16 protein-coding genes are annotated in these 19472 nt (G+C 34.6%); 7 read left to right on the plus strand and 9 right to left on the minus strand.

Features of this window, described 5'->3' with window-relative positions; translation table 11 throughout:
• Nucleotides 1-903 (plus strand): malate dehydrogenase (locus tag A6M55_RS05000; protein ID WP_064196780.1); only part of this gene is annotated, 903 nt, incomplete at its 5' end.
• Nucleotides 904-1038: 135 nt separating this feature from the next.
• Complete coding sequence (locus A6M55_RS05005; RefSeq protein ID WP_064196781.1) at nt 1039-2742, plus strand: DNA polymerase/3'-5' exonuclease PolX; 1704 nt, start codon at nt 1039-1041, stop codon at nt 2740-2742.
• 88 nt (nt 2743-2830) lie between these two features.
• Here A6M55_RS05005 and A6M55_RS05010 read toward each other — a convergent pair whose 3' ends face one another.
• From A6M55_RS05010 to A6M55_RS05020, 3 genes are read right to left on the minus strand one after another with little or no spacing between them, the layout of a single operon-like run.
• A complete protein-coding gene (locus A6M55_RS05010) occupies nt 2831-4231 on the minus strand; it encodes a TlpA disulfide reductase family protein (RefSeq protein WP_015030241.1) in 1401 nt (466 codons plus the stop codon).
• A gap of 5 nt (nt 4232-4236) precedes the next feature.
• On the minus strand, nt 4237-5337 hold the full coding sequence (locus A6M55_RS05015; RefSeq protein WP_015030242.1) for a hypothetical protein: 1101 nt from the start codon (nt 5335-5337) through the stop codon (nt 4237-4239).
• Nucleotides 5334-5978, minus strand: a complete 645-nt coding sequence (locus A6M55_RS05020; RefSeq protein ID WP_064196782.1) for an ATP-binding cassette domain-containing protein — start codon at nt 5976-5978, stop codon at nt 5334-5336. The genes A6M55_RS05015 and A6M55_RS05020 overlap by 4 nt, the downstream gene beginning before the upstream one ends.
• Nucleotides 5979-6512: 534 nt before the next feature.
• Between A6M55_RS05020 and A6M55_RS05025 the strand changes: the two genes are divergently transcribed.
• A complete protein-coding gene (locus A6M55_RS05025; protein ID WP_229235479.1) occupies nt 6513-6896 on the plus strand; it encodes a hypothetical protein in 384 nt (127 codons plus the stop codon).
• 46 nt (nt 6897-6942) lie between these two features.
• Complete coding sequence (locus A6M55_RS05030) at nt 6943-7344, plus strand: hypothetical protein (protein ID WP_015030245.1); 402 nt, start codon at nt 6943-6945, stop codon at nt 7342-7344.
• A 98-nt stretch (nt 7345-7442) separates the two neighbouring features.
• Here the strand turns inward: A6M55_RS05030 and A6M55_RS05035 are convergent, their stop codons facing one another.
• Together A6M55_RS05035 and A6M55_RS17680 are read right to left on the minus strand one after the other, a co-directional pair.
• A complete protein-coding gene (locus A6M55_RS05035; protein WP_064196783.1) occupies nt 7443-8237 on the minus strand; it encodes a thymidylate synthase in 795 nt (264 codons plus the stop codon).
• Between the two features lie 122 nt (nt 8238-8359).
• Complete coding sequence (locus A6M55_RS17680) at nt 8360-8689, minus strand: LytTR family DNA-binding domain-containing protein (protein ID WP_015030247.1); 330 nt, start codon at nt 8687-8689, stop codon at nt 8360-8362.
• 134 nt (nt 8690-8823) lie between these two features.
• Here A6M55_RS17680 and A6M55_RS05045 point away from each other — a divergent pair, with 134 nt between their 5' ends.
• Entirely contained in the window at nt 8824-10188 is a 1365-nt protein-coding gene (locus tag A6M55_RS05045; RefSeq protein ID WP_064196784.1) for a DUF2254 domain-containing protein, read from the plus strand.
• A 96-nt stretch (nt 10189-10284) separates the two neighbouring features.
• Here the strand turns inward: A6M55_RS05045 and A6M55_RS05050 are convergent, their stop codons facing one another.
• Together A6M55_RS05050 and A6M55_RS05055 are read right to left on the minus strand one after the other, a co-directional pair.
• A complete protein-coding gene (locus A6M55_RS05050) occupies nt 10285-10740 on the minus strand; it encodes a YMGG-like glycine zipper-containing protein (RefSeq protein WP_015030249.1) in 456 nt (151 codons plus the stop codon).
• A 163-nt stretch (nt 10741-10903) separates the two neighbouring features.
• Nucleotides 10904-11428 (minus strand): hypothetical protein, encoded by a 525-nt coding sequence (locus A6M55_RS05055; protein ID WP_064196785.1) that lies wholly within the window; start codon nt 11426-11428, stop codon nt 10904-10906.
• A 212-nt stretch (nt 11429-11640) separates the two neighbouring features.
• On the opposite strand from A6M55_RS05055, the gene A6M55_RS05060 reads away from it, so the two are divergent.
• Nucleotides 11641-13572, plus strand: coding sequence for a YgiQ family radical SAM protein (locus A6M55_RS05060; protein WP_064196786.1), 1932 nt, complete (start codon nt 11641-11643; stop codon nt 13570-13572).
• Nucleotides 13573-13601: 29 nt separating this feature from the next.
• On the opposite strand, the gene A6M55_RS05065 is transcribed toward A6M55_RS05060, so the two are convergent.
• Nucleotides 13602-14900 (minus strand): prolyl oligopeptidase family serine peptidase, encoded by a 1299-nt coding sequence (locus A6M55_RS05065; protein WP_064196787.1) that lies wholly within the window; start codon nt 14898-14900, stop codon nt 13602-13604.
• A gap of 264 nt (nt 14901-15164) precedes the next feature.
• Here A6M55_RS05065 and A6M55_RS05070 point away from each other — a divergent pair, with 264 nt between their 5' ends.
• Nucleotides 15165-18101, plus strand: a complete 2937-nt coding sequence (locus A6M55_RS05070; RefSeq protein WP_064196788.1) for a PVC-type heme-binding CxxCH protein — start codon at nt 15165-15167, stop codon at nt 18099-18101.
• A gap of 80 nt (nt 18102-18181) precedes the next feature.
• On the opposite strand, the gene A6M55_RS17405 is transcribed toward A6M55_RS05070, so the two are convergent.
• The gene (locus tag A6M55_RS17405) at nt 18182-19468 is read right to left on the minus strand and encodes a hypothetical protein (RefSeq protein ID WP_064196789.1); all 1287 of its coding nucleotides are present in this window, start codon (nt 19466-19468) and stop codon (nt 18182-18184) included.
• Nucleotides 19469-19472: the final 4 nt, after the last annotated feature.

The raw sequence follows: 19472 nt of genomic DNA on the forward strand, positions 1-19472 counted from the left end.
GCAACCACTGCCGACAACATTGCTCGTAAGCAAATCGTAGATGAAGTTGTATTGCTAGATATTAAGCAAGGTGTTGCTGAAGGTAAAGCAATGGACTTGATGCAAACAGCTTCATTAGAAGGCTTCGATACAAAAATTATCGGTTCAACAAATGATTATACAAAAACTGCAAAATCTGATGTAGTTGTAATCACTTCGGGTTTACCACGTAAGCCAGGTATGACTCGTGAAGAACTTATTGGAATCAATGCAGGTATCGTAAGAGATGTGGTTACGAAAATCTTAACTCATTCTCCAAAGGCAATCTTGTTAATTGTTTCGAACCCAATGGATACAATGACTTACTTGGCATATCAAGTAGCTCAATCAATGGGTGTAAACAAAAAGCGTATCATCGGTATGGGTGGTTCGTTAGACTCATCACGTTTCCGTTATTATTTATCGCAAGCAACTGGTTTTGCTCAAAGCGATATTCACGGACAAGTAATCGGTGGTCATGGCGATACAACCATGATTCCATTGACTCGTTTAGCTACTGTAAATAGTATTCCTGTTAGCCGTTTCTTATCAAAAGATGTACTTGATAAAGTAGCTGCCGATACTATGGTTGGTGGTGCAACACTTACTGGTTTGTTAGGAACTTCAGCATGGTATGCTCCGGGTATTGCTTCTTGTGCGGTAGTTGAGGCAATCATCCGTGATGAGAAAAAAGTGATTCCTTCAAGTGTTTACTTGAATGGAGAATATGGCCAAAAAGATATTTGTTTAGGTGTGCCTGTTGTAATTGGTAGAAATGGATGGGAAAAAATCGTAAATATTCGTTTGAACCAAGAAGAACAAGCTGCTTTTGCAAAATCGGCTGATGCAGTGAGAAATATGAATAATGTTTTGGCTACTTTGTAATCAAAACTTATTGATGCCTATAAAAAGCTTGTGGACTTTTAAGTTCGCAAGCTTTTTTTTGATTTAGATTTTATACAAAATACCTTAAAATGAATAAAAACAGCTAATTTGCATAAAATTTAAGAAGAAAACATGATGTCAAATTCAGATATTGTTGAAACAATTGAGCTTACCGCAAAACTACTTGAACTGCACAACGAAGATGAGTTTAAGATAAAAACCTATACTAATGCTGCCTATAATTTAGATAAATATGTGGGAGAATTAGCACAATTAGATTTTCCTCAACTTACACAGATTCAAGGGGTTGGGAAAATGATGGCGGGTAAAATCTTAGAAATGGTTAGTACGGGACAGCTAAGAGATTTAGTTGAATTACTAGCCAAAACGCCTGAAGGTGTTATTGAAATGTTTAAAATTAAAGGCCTTGGGGCAAAGAAAATCAAGGTTTTGTGGAATGAACTGGGCATTGATAATCTCAATGAGTTACAAATTGCCTGTGAAAATGGAAGTATTGCTAAGGTGAAAGGTTTTGGCGGAAAAACACAAGATTCAATTTTAGAATCTTTGAAGTTTATTCAAAGTCAGGCTGGAAAACTCCGCATGGATAAAGCGGCAATTTTGGCTGAAATTATTTTAGAAGTTATCCAAAATAACTTTCCTAAAGTTGAAATTACGGGGCAAATTAGAAGAAAAACGGAAACTGTTGATACACTTACTTTCTTAATAGCTTATGAAGGCAATTTACCTACTTTTGAAATGGAAGGTTTTGAGCAAGATTTAAAAGCATCCTCACCTTTTGTTTGGCGTGGTAAATATTTAGAAAATAAGATTTTAATCGAAATCAGATTTGTACTTGAAAGTGATTTTGTTGCTAAACAGTTTATTTATTCCGCCCATGAAGACCACCTTAAAAAACGCAATGAAAATGGTATATCATTGTTGAATACTGCCATTAACATAAAAGAGATATCTACCCAAGAGGAGGCAGAAGTAGCCATTTACGAGAAATTTGGGGTTCCTTACATCATTCCAGAAATGCGTGAAGGTCTTAATGAATTTGAATGGGTGAAAAAACATTCAAATGATGAGCTTGTTACTTGGAATAGTTTAAAGGGAATTTTGCATAACCACTCGACTTATTCCGATGGACAACATTCACTCGAACAAATGGCAACTTATTGTAAAGAACTTGGTTTTGAGTATTTAGGAATTGCTGACCACTCACAGTCTGCCACTTATGCTAATGGTTTGTTGATTACGAAGATTCTGCAACAACATGCCGAGATTGAACAATTAAATAAAAAATTATCAACAGATAAACCTTTTAAAATTTTAAAAGGAATAGAGTCTGATATTTTAGGTGATGGTTCACTCGATTATCCAGACGAGATTTTGGCTAGTTTTGATTACATCGTAGCTTCTGTTCATTCGAATCTGACTATGAACCAAGCTCGTGCAACTGAGCGTTTAATTAGAGCCATTGAAAACCCTTATACTACTATTTTAGGTCATCCGACAGGTAGATTGTTACTTTCAAGACAAGGTTATCCGATTGATTATAAGGAAGTTATTGATTGTTGTGCAGCTAATGGAGTTGTTATCGAAATCAATGCTAGTCCTTACCGTTTAGACCTCGATTGGCGTTGGATTGAATATGCTTTAGAAAGGAACGTGATGCTGAGTATCAACCCTGATGCCCACGAAATGCAAGGTTACCACGACATGAATTATGGTGTAGCAGCCGCCCGAAAAGGTGGACTTACAGCTAATATGACATTTAATGCCCTTAGTTTGGTCGAAATGGAAGCTTATTTGGCTAATCGAAGACAAAAATAGTATTCATGCCACTGCCCCAATAAATATTGTGGTAGTGGCGATTTTAAGCAACTTTGCCAAGTTTTTGCATAGTTTTTTGAGTGGTAGCTCAGTTTCTTTGTAAAACTTCCTCAATTTGTTTGATTAATTCTTGCCCTTCTTCGTGGCTTGGGTCTGCTACTTGTGAAACGGCAAAATTTCCTTTTCTATCTATTAAAAAATAGGCTGGTATACCACTAATACCATAGTTTTTAGTGATACTACTGTTTTCATCAACTCTTAGATTGATGCCTTTTATATGATACATTTTTACGGCGTCTTTCCACTCTACCTCACTATCTAAAGAGATTTGAATAAAAACAACTTCAGCTTTAAATTTTTCTTTGATTGGCTCCATAAATTTCATGTCATAAATACACGGACCACACCAACTTGCCCAAAAATCGAGGTAAACTATTTTTCCTTGAAAATCTTTTAATGATACATCTTTACCATCAATATCTTTTAATTTGAAAGGTTTAGCCGGCGAACCTTTTGAGAGCGTTTTTGAAAAATTTACTTTATTTGACAAATAGTTTTTATAATCTCTATCGTTTGCTGTTGCTAAGAAGTCTTCAACTAATGTTTGAACTTTCGGACTAATATTTTCAGCGTCAATCATGTTATTTAGCTTGAATGCCAAAACTCTTTCAATTAGTTTGAATGAAAAATAGTCTTTGTCGTAAGAGGATTTAATAAGGTTGAGTTCTTCATTTTCGGTCAACTCTTTATGTTTTCGATTGCTAGATTTCGCAATAAATAAATCCATCAAATTTTGAAACATATTGCCGTATTCGAGCGAATTTGCCTGAACAGAATCAGCAAGTGCCTCCAATTTGAGGGTAGTTTTTACTTTTTCCTCAAGCCAAGAACCATATTTTTTACTCGATAAGTAATTGATTTTATAATTTTGAATGGCCCCTATGATATCTGCTTTGCGAGATTGAATGAAGATTTTAGATAAATTGGGTGTTTTTTCTAAATATTCTAATTGCGTTAATTGTTCGTTATCTAAAAAATTGAAGTATTGTTGTTGTGCTGTCTGGCTCTGCCGCTCTGCTTCCATCTCAAAGTCTCGTTTTACTTCAAATTTTTCTCTTTGTTTGATATAATAATTCCAATTTTCAGAACCATTGCCCCAAACCTTGATTGATGTCCAAAAGTTTTTTGGCGAAAACTTGATTGTAATATCATCTGTTGGCTCGATAATCCAATAATGAAAACCTTGGTCTGCGTAGTAAAAGTCGATATATGCGATATGTTTGATAGAAGAACTAAAAGAAAATTGATTCTTTTCATTGAGCTCTATTTCATATTCTTCTTCCTCTCCAACCCAGTCACGGTAAAGTGTTATTAAAACCTTTCGTTCGGTCGGATTTTGAATTTCACCCGAAAACTTAAATTGAGTTTGGGCGAGTGTAGCGAATGATGAAAGAAAGATTAAAATAAAAAATAGATATTTGGGTTTCATTGGGTTCAGTCTAGCATTTGACTTTCATAAAAATGTTTATTTAGCACAAATCCCGCCAACAAAATATTGACAGAAGCCATCAAAATTACTGGAATTTTGAACATAATCAATAGTAAGAATAAGATTCCAACAAAAAATAATCTCTGTAAATAAGTATCATTATTAATTTTATTGATGTATTGCGTTTGATGATTCAGTAGAATCATTGATAAGATGAATGTCATCAGAGAAAAAATAAAAATAACGCTTATTCCCTGTGGTAGATTTCTAAGAAGTACGATTAATTCAGGAATAAGAATAATTGAATAAGTAATGCTATAATTTAAAAAACGTTGAAATGTTTTGATAGGAAGGTTTCTGCTGAAAGATAAAAATTGGTGTTCAAAATAGATAAATTCTTGTGTAAAAATACTGTGTCCTGCCGCAGAAAAGAGTCCACCCAAAGCTAGTAGTCGCTCATCGTAAGCATCAGTGGGATATAAATTACAAACACCTGCCAGCATAAAACAACTAAATAATTTGCCTAAAAGTAATAATACAGGTTGTTTAGCAAATAAATATCTAATATAAAATAGGAAATGAGGCGTAGTAAATTTCCCTAAAAGATTTTGAATTGGTTGTTTGATTACTTGAGTGGCATTAGGTCTTTGAAGTCGATACTCGTATGCTGCTATTCCTGCTACAATAAAAATGATATGATAGGCAATAATCAAGAAAAATGCCCCAAATTGCTTTTCTTCAAGGGCAATTTTTAGCATCCACAAAGAATATAAGAAAGTTAGTTGAACCAAATTAAATTGTAGAGCAGCAAAGGCTGTCCAGCGTTTTAGTTTTGGAAAAAGGCTGATGTGATATAAAAATTCGTTGTTTTTTGATTCAAACATTCGTAAAGTAAAAAGGGTAATTTTTACAGTATGTAGAGCCCAAACAAGGAATGTTAATAGAAGCAATGAAGGTAGTTTCAAAACCAATTTTATGATTGTAATGTGCTCATTGGCTCTCAGAAAACCAAAACTAAACATCATGATTGCAAAAATAAATATTACATTTTGACGGTAATATTCCTTTGTAATAGCGAGATTGAGTATTCGAATGATGCTTTTCATACTTGCTGAGTAATGGTTTGGTCTTGTACTAAATAAATATTCTTAATACTCAACTTGGCTTCAGAACCACCCGTGAGAAAATCCTGATGTGATGAAAGTAAAAAGCTTACTCCTTGGTTTAAAGCATATTCTTTTACCAAATCATATATTATTGCTACTGAATTTTTATCAATGGTAATCAAAGGTTCATCGAGCATTATTAAACTGGGGTGTCCTAAAAACGCTGATAATAAAGAAATTTTCTTTAGCATTCCACTTGAGTAGGTACCAATCGGAGATTTCCAATAAATATCAACACCAATTTTTTCTGCCAATTGATTAAGTTGACTAGGGGCCGCTTGTTTGGCTTGAGCAATAAAACTTAATAAATCATAGCCAGTGAGGTAATCTGGATATGCGGGGTCGGCTTCGCTCATATTTACTTTCATTCTGTAATTCACAGAATCTTTTCTGATATCAAGATTTTTCCATAAGATTTTACCATCGAAAGGAATGATTCCAGCCACTGACCTAAAGAAGGTAGATTTTCCCGAACCATTTACACCTTTAAACCAATGAATGCCTTCGGGGATGCTTAATTCTTCAATGGCAATGATTGTATGATTATTATATTTTTTTGAAAAATTCTCAATTTTTAACATCGTGACAGTTTTAAGTATGAAAGCAAATAGGGTAGAGCACACTAAAATAGTGTACTAAGGAAACATTTTTTCTAAAGTTTTACCAAAAAAAATACATAAATGGTACATGGGCATTTGAATAATTACTGATACTTAGGCTAAAACTAACAAAAAACGTTCTACTAAATCTTTAAAAAATATTATTTGGCAAAATACACTCAAAAGAGAAAAAAAATGGGTTTTTGTATTATTATAAGGAAGAATTGAAAAGCAACTCAAAAAAGTGAAATTTTTGCTTCTATTTAGTCTATTCAGTTAATAGGATTATTTGAACTTTCTCTTGAAGTATTCCGAAAAACGTTGTAATATTCTAATATTATGCTATAATTTTAAAACAACTTTTAGAAATTAATGATTTATTAATTGACTTATGTTCAGATGCTTACATACATTTGCATCACAAAGGTTTTCGAAGGAGACGAATAATTGATATGACTTTTTTTAGTTTTAACTTTTAAAGAATTTACTCCAATGGAAACAAAAACAAAGAAAATTATGAAAACATTAGCAATCGTATTGGCACTTGCCTCGGTAACAGCTACTGAAGGTTTTGCACAAGCAAAAGCTGCATCTGGAAAAGTAAGCTCAACAGCTAAAGTATCAAACCTAAGCGTACAGGACATGGGTAGCCTTCGCTTCAAATTAGCTTTTGAAAACCCACTGAAACAGAAAACTAAAATTTCTTTAGTTGACAAAGACGAGAACATCTTATTTAGCGAATATACTAATGGAAATGCTCAGTATGTAAAGGCATTTAACCTTTCGAATTTGCTTGACGGCGAGTATTCATTTGTAGTACAAGCTGGTAGCGAATTGTCGAAAAAAGACTTCGTCATTAGTACAAAAACACTACGTGGTATTTCATTAGCCAAAAAATAACCTAAGTCTCGCTCAATTTTATTTTCATCATTAAACAATTAAGACAATGAATAAGAACACTAAAAATATCATTAAAGCATTAGCAATCGTATTGACTTTAGCTACAGCCACTACTGAAGGTATGGCACAAACAAAAGCAACAGGAAAAGTGGCCTCTACTGAGAAAAATGCATTAGCAGTTCAAGATATGGGTAGCCTACGTTTCAAACTAGCTTTTGAAAACCCATTGAAACAAAAAACAAAAATCTCTTTAGTAGATAAAGAAAATAATGTGTACTTCGTTGAGTATGCTGCCAATGATGCTGCTTACGTGAAAGCATTTAATTTGTCAAACCTTTCTGATGGCGAATATACTTTCGTTGTAGAATTAGGAACTGAGAAGTTGACAAAAGAATTTGCTATCAATACGCAAACTTTTCGTGGAATTGCGTTGGCAAGCGACAAATAATTATGAAGATGAGCCAACGAAACCTCAAACAAAATCGTCAGCACTAAAAACCTTTGTATAATTAAAATAGCCGTTGCAATGCAACGGCTATTCTTGTTTTAAACTGCTACTGGAGCTTTAATGGCTGGATATGGGTCATATTCGCTGAGTGTAAAGTCTTCAAACTTGAAGTCAAAAATACTTTTTACCTCAGGATTTAAGGTCATTTTTGGTAATTTTCTTGGCTCACGAGAGAGCTGTAATTTTACTTGTTCGATATGATTTGAATAAATGTGGGTATCGCCACCAGTCCAGATAAACTCATGGGCTTCAAGGCCACATTCTTGGGCAACCATCATGGTAAGAAGGGCATAAGAAGCAATATTGAATGGAACACCCAAAAACACATCGGCACTACGCTGATATAATTGACAAGATAATTTATTGTCAGCAACATAAAACTGAAAGAGAGCATGACAAGGCATCAATGCCATTTTAGAAAGTTCACCTACATTCCAAGCAGAAACGATAATTCTTCGAGAATCTGGTGATTTTTTTAGCTGGTTCAAAACATCTTTAAGTTGGTCGATTGTCTGGCCATTAGGTGCTGCCCAGCTACGCCATTGTTTACCATATACTGGTCCTAAATCTCCATTTTCGTTGGCCCATTCATCCCAAATCGAAACGCCATTTTCTTTTAAATAAGCAATATTTGTTTCGCCCTTGATAAACCATAAAAGCTCATGAATAATAGATTTTGTGTGTACTTTTTTGGTTGTAACAAGTGGAAAGCCCTCTTGAAGATTAAAACGCATTTGGTAACCAAACACACTGATAGTTCCTGTACCCGTACGGTCAGTTTTTACGGTACCATTTTCAAGAATATGATTTAGTAAATCGTGATATTGCTTCATCTTTTGATTAGATTCTTTAATTTTTCAAGCAAAGATACTATTGTTTGATTTGAAAAATATAAAAAATATACTAAAAACGAGCTACACCATTCATTTGAATCATTTATTAAGGTTTTGTCTGTTTACGTAAATGAAATAAATTTTACTCTGTCTAAACAGTCTTTCGTACGTCTTCGAGAAGCAATAAATTTTTCGCCATTAGATAATTTGAAGGTAAGTCTGTTTTTTTCTAAATAAATGGTAGAGATGTGTTCGATATTTATAATGTGTTTTCTGCTGATTCTCAAGAAATTATCATAGTTGATAGACGAATGAACCACATGAAGTGTTTGAGAAGTTATAGTTTTTGATTTGTTAGTTGTGTAAATTAATGTATAATTGCTCTCACTTTCAAGGTACATTATCTCATTGGGCTCAATTTTTAAATTGCGTGTCAAGTATAGTGTTTCCATAATGGGAAGGAATTAATCATTGAAATTGTAAACTACAAAATTAAGGTTAATTCCAAAATATTTTATGCGTAAAAACACCTGTTTTGAAGTGAGAAAGCTCTATTTTTAGGAATCAAAATTGAAAATTTTAGAAATTGAAACAGAAAATTCTTTTACTCCATGAGCGTGTCAAGCAAGATTGGCGGTACTTAACACTCGTAGCTTATGTGATTGTGGCACTTCTGACACTTATTCTGCATTATCTACGTCCGGGTGAGGCTGGAGTACTACTCGATGGCTTTTTATCTACTTTGGCAAGTATTGTGGCAACTTTAGTTGTAACTACTTTTTCGTTTGTTTTTGTTGCTTTACAACTTGCTTCAGTTCAGTTTTCTCCTCGAATTATTCGTTCATTTTTTGAATACGACCATTTTAGTCGTTTTTTTCTTTGGTCTTTTATTGCTTGTGTGGGGTATCTGATGAGCTTGCAATATTTTGGTCTTTCTGATGCCGTATTAATTTATCCGAAATTTGGTATTGTGGGGGCTTTTTACTTGATATTGCTGGTTTTTCCCTTGTTTATTCATCATGTGGTTGATAATATCAATGCTTCAAGTATCACTCAAAACATCGCAAAACGTACAATCAACGAAATCGAACAACTTTACGAAACTAATGGTTTTCAACAAAATCCTTCAGATAAAGTATTGATTATTAATCAAGAAAGTGGGTATTTGGATTCTATCAAGTATAAAAAATTGTTTGATGTAATTCCTGAGGGTAATCGTTCGAAAATTGTAGTGAAACCACATGTGGGAAGTTTTGTTTTGGCTGGAATGCCATTGCTAGAAGTTTTGATTGACAATGAGGAGGATAGGGTTTTCTTCGAGCAAAACAAACAGTTAATTGCCGCACAGTTCATCATCAGCAAGTTTCGTAGCTATGAGCAAGATATTCCTTTTGGTATCCGTCAGTTGGTAGATATTGCTATCAAGGCTATTTCTCCTGCGGTAAATGACCCAACTACGGCTCTTAACTGTATTGATTATCTCGGAAATATTATTCAAAAAGCAGCTTTAAGCAATACAATTTCAAAGGAGGCAATCTTATTAGAAAGGAAAAATATTTTTATCCGAGAATTTAATTTCGAACAATTAGTCGATTTAGCATTTGACCAAATCTATCATTGGGGAAAAGAAGATTATATAGTTGTAAGGCATCTCATAAAGACAATAACAAATATTCTCACGTTTGTTACTGATTCAAGTAAATTGAAAGTGCTTTTGGCAGAGGTTGAAGATATGGAGCTATCATTCTTGCAAGAAGATTATGAAAAAGTTCGAAGTGAATGTCCGTTTAAAAAGGCTGAGCATCGAAATAGTTTACGAGAGCACTTATCTGATTATTATGAAATGGCTATCAAGCGAATGGAAGAAATAGGGAAGGATGATAAAAAACTTGTATCCATAAAAAAATCCTACGAACGAAATTTAGCCTTTATCTTAAAAAATAGGGAATAAAAAATGGAACCACACTAGGTGGCTCCATACTTTGGTTATCCAAGTTTAGCGAACAGCTAACCGCTACTAGCCAATAGCTAATAGCGGTAAACCAGTTTATCTTTGTTTGTGGTCAATTACTGCACCTACGCCAGCACCGGCACCGGCTCCAACAACACCACCAATAATAGCACCTTGACCTTTTTTCTTAGAAACAACTGCTCCAGTGATGGCTCCTACGCCTGCACCAATCATCGCTCCTTTGGCGGTATTACTTAATTTTTTCTTTTTTGAAGTACTAACAGGAACAGGAGCTGAAGGCGATGGTGCTGGAGCAGTACTATTGTGTGATTTAGTAGCAGCTAAATTATTTTTCTCTGATTTTATTTCTTTGTCTTTGGCTGCCAATTTCAAAGAGTCGATTTCTTTTTGTTGCTGACTTATCAAGTTTGCTTGGTTTACGGAGTCAATAGCCGCTTGCTTGGCTTTCATGATTTCGGCGTTTGTATCACTTGAACGATTGCATCCATATATAAAAGGAATGAAGGTCAATATTAAAACTAATTTTTTCATGGTATTATATGATTTGGTTAGTAAAAAAACTTAATCTCCTAACTGAGATACCATCACTACAAAAGAATAATACCATTAATTTTTTTAGTTTATCGTCTAAAAAATCAGATAAAAACGGGGAAAAGATTCCTCAAAATTCAACAATTTGTGGCGTTTTGTAATATTATCTGAAAATTTCTCGCCATTTTCTTCTTCTAAAGTATCTTTTAAAACCTATGTAAAACATAAAAATTGATGCAATGCCAAATAAAATGGATAAGGTTTGAAGTGAAAGTAAACTCAAACTGATGGCAATCGCTAAGAAAATAAAACCTGTGTAAATGGCAGAATTAAGCGGAACAGGTTTAGCCTTCAAGCTGTTTAATGCAATATTTTGACTATATTTTTTAGAATCAAAACTTGGTTTTACTATAAGAACTTTGCTTCGATATTTTACGTTTTTTACTCTATTTTTGTTAATTTCTTCTTTAATAAAAGGTATTTGAGGGTTTTCAATGACAGTTTCTTTAGTAAAGTTTCTACTCGAAATACTTTCCATTTCATTTGAAACCAATAATTCTGGTTGGGAAATTATTGGTTTTATGGAATAATCATTAGTTGAATAATTTGATTTTTGAAAATGGGCAAACTCTTTTTTACACGATGAAATAATTAAAAACAAGAAAATTATAATACTTAGTTTTTTCATTGGTTTATTTAATAATTGATTTTTGATAGAAACAACGCACTATCATTTCGATTGTTGTGAGTTATTTATTGAAACCAAATAGGCTGCTTGATGGTTATTAGGAAATATATTCCGTAATTTTGCGAGAGTTTGCTTGAAAAGGCAACTAAATAGCTTGTGGGGAACATTCAGTAAAAGCTACTGACGGCGAACCACAGAATACAAACTATTTTATGTTAGAAAGACCAATAACCGACTGGTTACCACTTACCAAAAAAGAGGTAGAAAAAAGAGGCTGGAATGAGCTGGATGTTGTATTAATTTCGGGTGATGCTTATGTTGATCATCCTGCTTTCGGAACAGCAGTTATCGGGCGAATCATCGAAAGCGAAGGCTATAAAATTGCTATTGTGGCACAGCCAAATTGGCAAGATGACTTGCGTGATTTTAAAAAATTTGGGAAACCCAAATACTTCTTTGGTGTAACGGCTGGTTGTATGGATTCGATGGTGAATCATTATACAGCCAACAAGCGTTTACGCTCCAATGACTCCTACACTCCGGGTGGCGAAGCTGGGTTTCGTCCAGATTATGCTACTAGTGTTTACAGCAAAATTTTGAAGCAAATTTATCCTGATGTACCTGTATTGATTGGTGGTATCGAGGCTTCACTCCGCCGTGTAACACATTATGATTATTGGAAAGATGAGTTGATGCCAACTATTTTGGAAGATTCGCAAGCCGATATGCTAGTTTATGGTATGGGTGAACAACCTTTACGTGAGTTATTGACTCGCCTTAGAAATGGCGAACGCTTTGAAGATATCCGAGATATTAATCAGATTGCGTACTTACATCATGCTCACAATGATTTACCCCAACATAAAAATTGGAATACTGTAGAAATTGCTAGTCATGAAGAATGTTTGAGGGATAAAATTAAATATGCTTCAAACTTTAAGGTTGTGGAAGTAGAGTCGAATAAATGGCAAGCGAATCGAATTACTCAGAAAATAGGAAAAAAGACTTTGGTTATTAATCCTCCATTCAAAACAATGGATGAAAAAGAAATTGACCAATCTTTTGATTTGCCTTATACACGATTACCGCACCCCAAATATAAAAATCGTGGGCCAATTCCTGCTTACGAAATGATTAAGTTCTCGATAAACATGCATCGTGGCTGTTTTGGTGGGTGTAGTTTCTGTACAATTTCTGCACATCAAGGTAAGTTTATTGCCTCACGAAGTCAGGAATCTATCATGAAAGAAGTGGAAGAATTGGTCAATCACCCTGAATTCAAAGGTTATATTTCAGATTTAGGTGGGCCATCAGCCAATATGTATAGAATGAAAGGTAAAGATGAATCCATCTGTAACCGTTGTCAAGCACCGAGTTGTATTCACCCTGTGATTTGTTCAAACCTCGATACTTCACATAAGCCGATTACTGAAATTTACAAAAAAGTAGATGCTCACCCAAAAATAAAGAAAGCTTTCGTAGGTTCGGGAATTAGATATGACTTATTGGTTGATGATTTCAATAAGAATAACCAAGATGGCAACCATGATGAATACATGGAGCAATTGGTTACTCGCCATGTTTCTGGGCGTCTGAAAGTGGCACCTGAACATACTTCTGCTGATACACTTCGTGTTATGCGTAAGCCATCGTTTAAGTATTTTAGGAAATTCAAGGAAAAATACGATAAAATTCAAGATAAGCATAATTTAAAGCAGCCGCTAATTCCTTATTTTATTTCATCTCACCCTGGTTGTGAAGAGGCTGATATGGCCAATCTTGCTGCCGAAACTAAAGACTTGGGTTTCCAATTAGAACAAGTACAAGACTTTACACCAACACCGATGACTGTGGCAGAGGTAATTTATTATACAGGAGTTCATCCTTATACATTACAACCTATCAAAACTGCCAAAACTCGTGAGGAAAAACAGGCACAGAATAGGTATTTCTTTTGGTATAAACCAGAGTTTAAATCTTGGATTCGCAATAGATTGACTAAGCTCAATCGACCAGATTTAGCAGAAAGGTTATTATCCAGTCCAAAGAGAAAAGAGCAGCAATCGGTAGCTATTTCTGAAAAAGGGAATAAACATGAGAAGTTTAATAAGAATACTAACAATAAAGGATATAAAAAATGGTGAGGCATTTCCTCACCATTTTTATTGAAAACTTATTTCTTTGCTTGGGCTGCCATCCATTCCATAATTGTAACGGGGCGACCATTCAAAAGTACGGGCTTTCCATCATAATCTAATTTGGCAGTATTGGCATGTGAATAAATCCATGACCAATGGCCATTATAGTAATAATTTTCTCCTCCAAAGAAACCTGTAATATCTGTCACGTGGTCGTAATAGCTAAAATGAAGGTTTTTAGCACCTGCTTTTTTCAATCGTTCGTAAACAGGCACAACTGTCAAATCTGGCTTTGTGGTATTGTCTTCTTTTGAATGTAAAAACCAAATCGGAATGTGCTTAATGCTATTAATCTGTTGGTCAGTAATATATTGTGATTGATACGCCAAAGCACTGATATAGGCAGCCGCAAAATAATTAGGCTCTTTTAAAAGTAGCTTTAATGACATATATCCACCATTTGAACAACCGCCCAGATAAATTCTTTTTGTGTCAATATCTGGGTGTTTATTGACAAAATCTTTGATTAAAGCCATTAAACCAATATTATAAACATCTTCACCAGAGCCAGGTTGTGTTTTCCCATCTTTATCGTGCATCCAAGCTCCAGGGCATTGTGGAGATAGGACATAAGCACCGCCAAAATAAGCTTGGATTTCAGGTGAAGCATAATTGGCAGCTTTGTTTCCTAATAGCGTAATTGTTGGGTCGTAACCACCTTCACCACCACCGTGTAACCAAATGATAAGTGGAGCTTTGCTGGCTTTTTTCTTAGGTGTAAATGCCGCATAAGACATCGTTTTTCCTGCTTCATATTCGTATTTTCCTGTCAAATCAAAATCATCAACCAATGGGCGAATACGTGATTTTTCTTTATTCCAAACTTTATTGGTTTTGGTATCTGTAACAGTTACTTGGTAAGTAACCCATTGATTGCCTCTACATTTACCACCAGTTGAATATTGAAATGGAGAACCAATCGGTAAATTTGGAGCTACACTCAATACTAAAGTGATATTTGAGCCTTCTTTGACACGATTTCCTTGAGGGTCAGAAACATAAGCAAAGACAACAGTACGTGAACCATTTTTTTGATTTTCTGGAATAGTTACACAATCTGAGCTTCTATCTACTGAAACAGTATAGTCTTTAAAATCGGCATTGGTAGTTGGAGCGTCAAGTTCTAAAATCACTTTACTTACTGCTGGTCCCCAGTCGTAACCTTCTACAACAAGAGTATATTGATTAGAAGCGATAAAATTTGACGTTTTTGCAAAAACGCCAATATTTACAAATGCACTGAAAATAATTAATAATAAGAGTTTGTTTTTCATAGGATGTAATTTAAGGATTGAGAATCAAAGTTAGTATTTTAAGGAATTTATTCTACTTTAAGCGACAATTAAATGAAATGAATAGGCTAAGTCTTGAAAATTTGAGATTTTTTTAAATATTTTCACTAATTTATATGTTAAAAACTAATAATGATATTACTATGCTCTTTATATAAAAGCATATTTATTGTCTAAATTTTCGAAATATAATACAATTTTTAATAATTTATTTTATATTTTTGTTGTAATAGCTTTATCCATTTTATGACAAAAAAAATCCTTTTCTTTCCCTTTTTTGCTCTTTTAATCTTATTGTTTTCTTGTCAAAAAGCACCTAAAAATCTCGAAGGTTTTGAGCTTGAAGAAGGATTTAAGCTCGAAAAAGTTGCATCAGAACCGCTAATTGTTGACCCCGTTGATTTAGAATTCAACGAAAATGGCGATGCCATGGTACTTGAGATGCCGGGTTATCCGATGGAAGATAAGCAGAGTCGTTTATTAATTTTGAAAGATAAAAATGCCGATGGCGTTTATGATAGCTCAATGGTTTTTGCAGAAAACTTGGGTTTAGCAGATTCATTCATGCCATATAAAAAAGGGGTTTTAGTAGCATCACCGCCTTATTTACTCCAACTTCATGATAAAAACCAAGATTATCGAGTTGATAAAATTGATACCTTAATGGGTGGTTTTACCAAAGAAAATCTTCAGCATAATTATAATGGACTTACCTATGGAATTGATAATTGGATTTATGCAGCGAATGGGGGAAATGACGGAAAACCTTATTGGTGGGGCGACAAGACTACTGCCATAGATTTACGTGGACAAGATTTAAGATTCAACCTCGAAACCCACCAAATGGAACGTTTGGGTGCTTCTTCCGGTGGATTTGGCTTAGGAATGGATGAGTTTGGGCGTTTCTATGAAACCCATAATTTGACTCATATTTCGCATTTGGTTTTTCCCGACCGATACCTTAAAGGAAGAAGAATTTTAAGTGAAAATACTTTACAAAATATATCTGACCATGAAGAAAATGGCTTAGCAAGAATATATCCAATTGGTGAGCAAGAAGACCGTGTGAATCATCCTGAGCAGTCGGGCTATTTTTCGGGTTCTTGTGGCATTACGTATTATGGTGGAGGTGCTTTAGGCGAAAAATATAATAATACGGTTTGGGTAGCCGATGTAGTATTAAACTTAATTCACGTTGATAAAATTAAGGCTAAAGGTGCTTCTTTTACGGCTTCACGAATTTTGGAAAAGAAAGATTTTTTAGCAAGTACCGATAGAGCTTTCCGACCTGTAAATATGAGTGTTGGCCCCGATGGAGGTATGTATGTGATTGATATTCACAGAAAAGTAATTGAGCATCCCGAGTGGATTCCTGATGAAATTGAAAAGACGTTAGATTTGAACGCAGGAAAAAATCAAGGTAGAATTTATAAAATTTCTTTAGAAAATGGAGGTAAAAGTTTTGAATTTCAGCAGTTTAAAACTTCTGAAGGATTATTAAATGCACTTGAAAATCCTAATCAATGGGTACGAAATACCGCTCAAAGACTTTTGATGGAAAAACAGCTAAGTAATGAATCTTTAGTTGGTCTGAGAAATCTATTGAAATCTGATAATGATTTTGCTCGTTTGCATGCTTTTTGGATTTTAAGTAATTCCGGGGAAATTACAGCAAATGAAGTAGAATTGGGTTTAAATGATAAAAATGCTTCGATTAGAGAAAATGTCTTGACAATTTCAGAGGGCTTTATCAATAAAAGTGAATCTGTATTGAATAAAGTAATGGCTTTGTTGATTGATTCAGAGCCTCGAATTCGAATGCAAGCTGCTTTAAGTTTAAGCACACTTCCTGAAAATCATCCATTTTACAAGGAAAAACAAGTGTTAATTCTGAAAGCGTTAGCAAAAACAGCACAACAAACGAATGATGAATGGAATGTTGCTGCGATTACTTTGGCCGCTCAAAATAAATCAGCCGAACTTTTTGCATTGATTGCTAAAGAAAAACAGCCAAATGCTCAATTATTGGCATCTTTAGCACTGAATACTTTTGGCGGAACTGATGAATTTATTCTTGTTTTGAAAACCCTTCAAAACTCAAATCTTTCAGACAAAGAGAAAGCTTTTGTAGTAAAACAATTAACTCAAAATATTGAAAAAATTGATGGAAAACTAATTGAAAATCAGCTTATTTCACTTGAAAATTCAGCTAATTTGGATTTATTGAAAGACTTGGCAGCAATTCGCCAAAAACTTAAACTTTCGCCTGCTCCGCAATTTTTGAAGTATAGCAATGAGGCCGCACAAAATGTTTTAAACGCTTCTCTACTAGATTCGCTCAGAATTCAATATTTGGCATTGCTCGACTTTGTTCCTTATGCTCAAAAATCAACCATCTTATATGAATGTTTAAAAAATTCACAACCGCTGAAATTACAAGAAAACGCTTTACGTCAGCTTTCAAATTATCGTGAGAAAGAGATAGGAAAAAAGGTAGTGGCAATGTGGAAAGACCTTAGCCCGCAAACACGTCGTTTTGCAAGCGATTTATTACTTTACATCGAAAGTAACCATGATGCACTGTTGACTGGCCTTGAAAATGGCACAATCAATATTGGCGAGATGAATTTTGACCTTGAACGAAGAAGAACTTTACTTTGGTGGACAGACAATGAAGATACCAAACGCCGAGCTAAAAAATTATTCAGCGATTCGGGTGTGAGTAATCGCCAAGCGGCAATGGATAAAATGAAACCTGCATTGAGTCTAAGTGGTGATGCTCTCAAGGGTGAAAAAGTATTCAGTAATACTTGTGCTAATTGCCACAAATACGGCAATATTGGCAATGAAGTCGGTCCAGTTTTAACTGAAATTAGTAGAAAAAGTAAAGCGACTATTCTCCACGAAATTCTTGACCCCAACGCGGCGGTTGACCCTAAATATATTAATCATAATCTTGAAACTAAAAGTGGAGCCATCCATACTGGAATTATTGCTAATGAAACAGATAAATCGGTGACGATTCATAAAATTGGGGGCGAAAAAGTCACCATCAACAAATCTGATATCAAAACTTTTAGGTCGATGGGTACATCTCTAATGATGGAAGGCTTTGAAAATGCAATTTCTAAGCAAGAAATGGCAGATTTATTAGAGTTTTTACAAAAAGGAGGAAAAAAATAGTTAAAAAATACAAGCTGTTGAATTAAATATTTTCAACAGCTTGTATAAATGAACTTCAGCACTACCAAAAATAAACTTCTCTATTTTTCAAATTCAACGATATGTTCGGAGGCATATTCATCATCGAAAGGTTTAATCCTTTTCACGAAAAACCTTGCTTTTTTACCTAAAATCAGACAAGTATATTTATTCTTAATATCTTCTTCTGTGTTTAATGGTTGTAATGAAGGATACCAAAGCGTATATGTTGGTTTCTCGAAAAATAGTTGTGGTTTGGTCCATTCCTGACTATTTAATGCTGCACCAAGCTCTTTATTTTTATTGAACGAAATAAACACTTTATCTCCAACCCAAGATTTGCCTTCCACTCTTGCCATCATCATCACCCAACATTCTAAATAAGTATTCCAACTGACTGATGGACCCCAATAAAAACCACCTTTGGGAGAGGAAGATGGCCCACCACCTTCTTCTAATGGTATTTGGAGCGATGCAATTGGCTTACCAATTCCGTTGTAAGGTGCATTGAAACCTTTGCCGTCCCAACGTTTGGCTTTTCCTACGGGTTTATCAAGGTCTTTAATGGCAATTCTGGCAACACTTATACATTGCCCAGACCATTCTTTGCTGGGGTCATAGGTCTTTTCATTAAAAACGCCAGGATAGCCATATTCGCCATAAAACAAATAAAGATAGTCACCGCTCGCAACTGCCGATGGGTCGCCAACACCACCCCCAAAGGTATTTGAGGTATTAAAAGGCTTCAATATCATCCTTGGGTCTAGGTCTTCAATAAAGATTCCTTTATTTTTCCAGCTTTTCCCACCATCTGTCGATTTCATAATTCCAATTCTACAAACTGCGGCAGCACTTTTAGGCCCTCTTAATCCTTGTGGCCATTTTTTATTGTTATATCCTTCGCCTGTTTTGGGGTTGTAGGGTAAGGTTTGAGGGTAATTTTCATTGTGGTAAATTCCAAAGAGTGTTTTACCTGTTTTATCTTTTGGGTCTTGGAAAACTGTTTCAAACCAAACGGCACCATGTAAGCCCGGTTTTCCAACTGGAGCGTTTTCGGGCATGATTGGTTCAAAGAATTTTTCTGATGGACTTTTGAAAACTTCATCAGCATTTTTACCATCTGCATAACGATTATCTACACCGATTCCCCAAACGGGGTCTTCTCCGTATTTTCCCGGAAAAATTCGAAAAGTATCACCCACCCATGCTTCTGCCATATTACAATCTACAAAGGAGTTGAATTTTATCTTTTCGGCAGGTAAAAGTTTAAATTTAGGGTTGAAAGTTTGGGTAAACGCTTCAAAATGTGTTAATATTAAAAGGCTTAAGGTTGAAATAATGATTTTCATATCT

This window comes from Emticicia sp. MM (genome assembly GCF_001649495.1).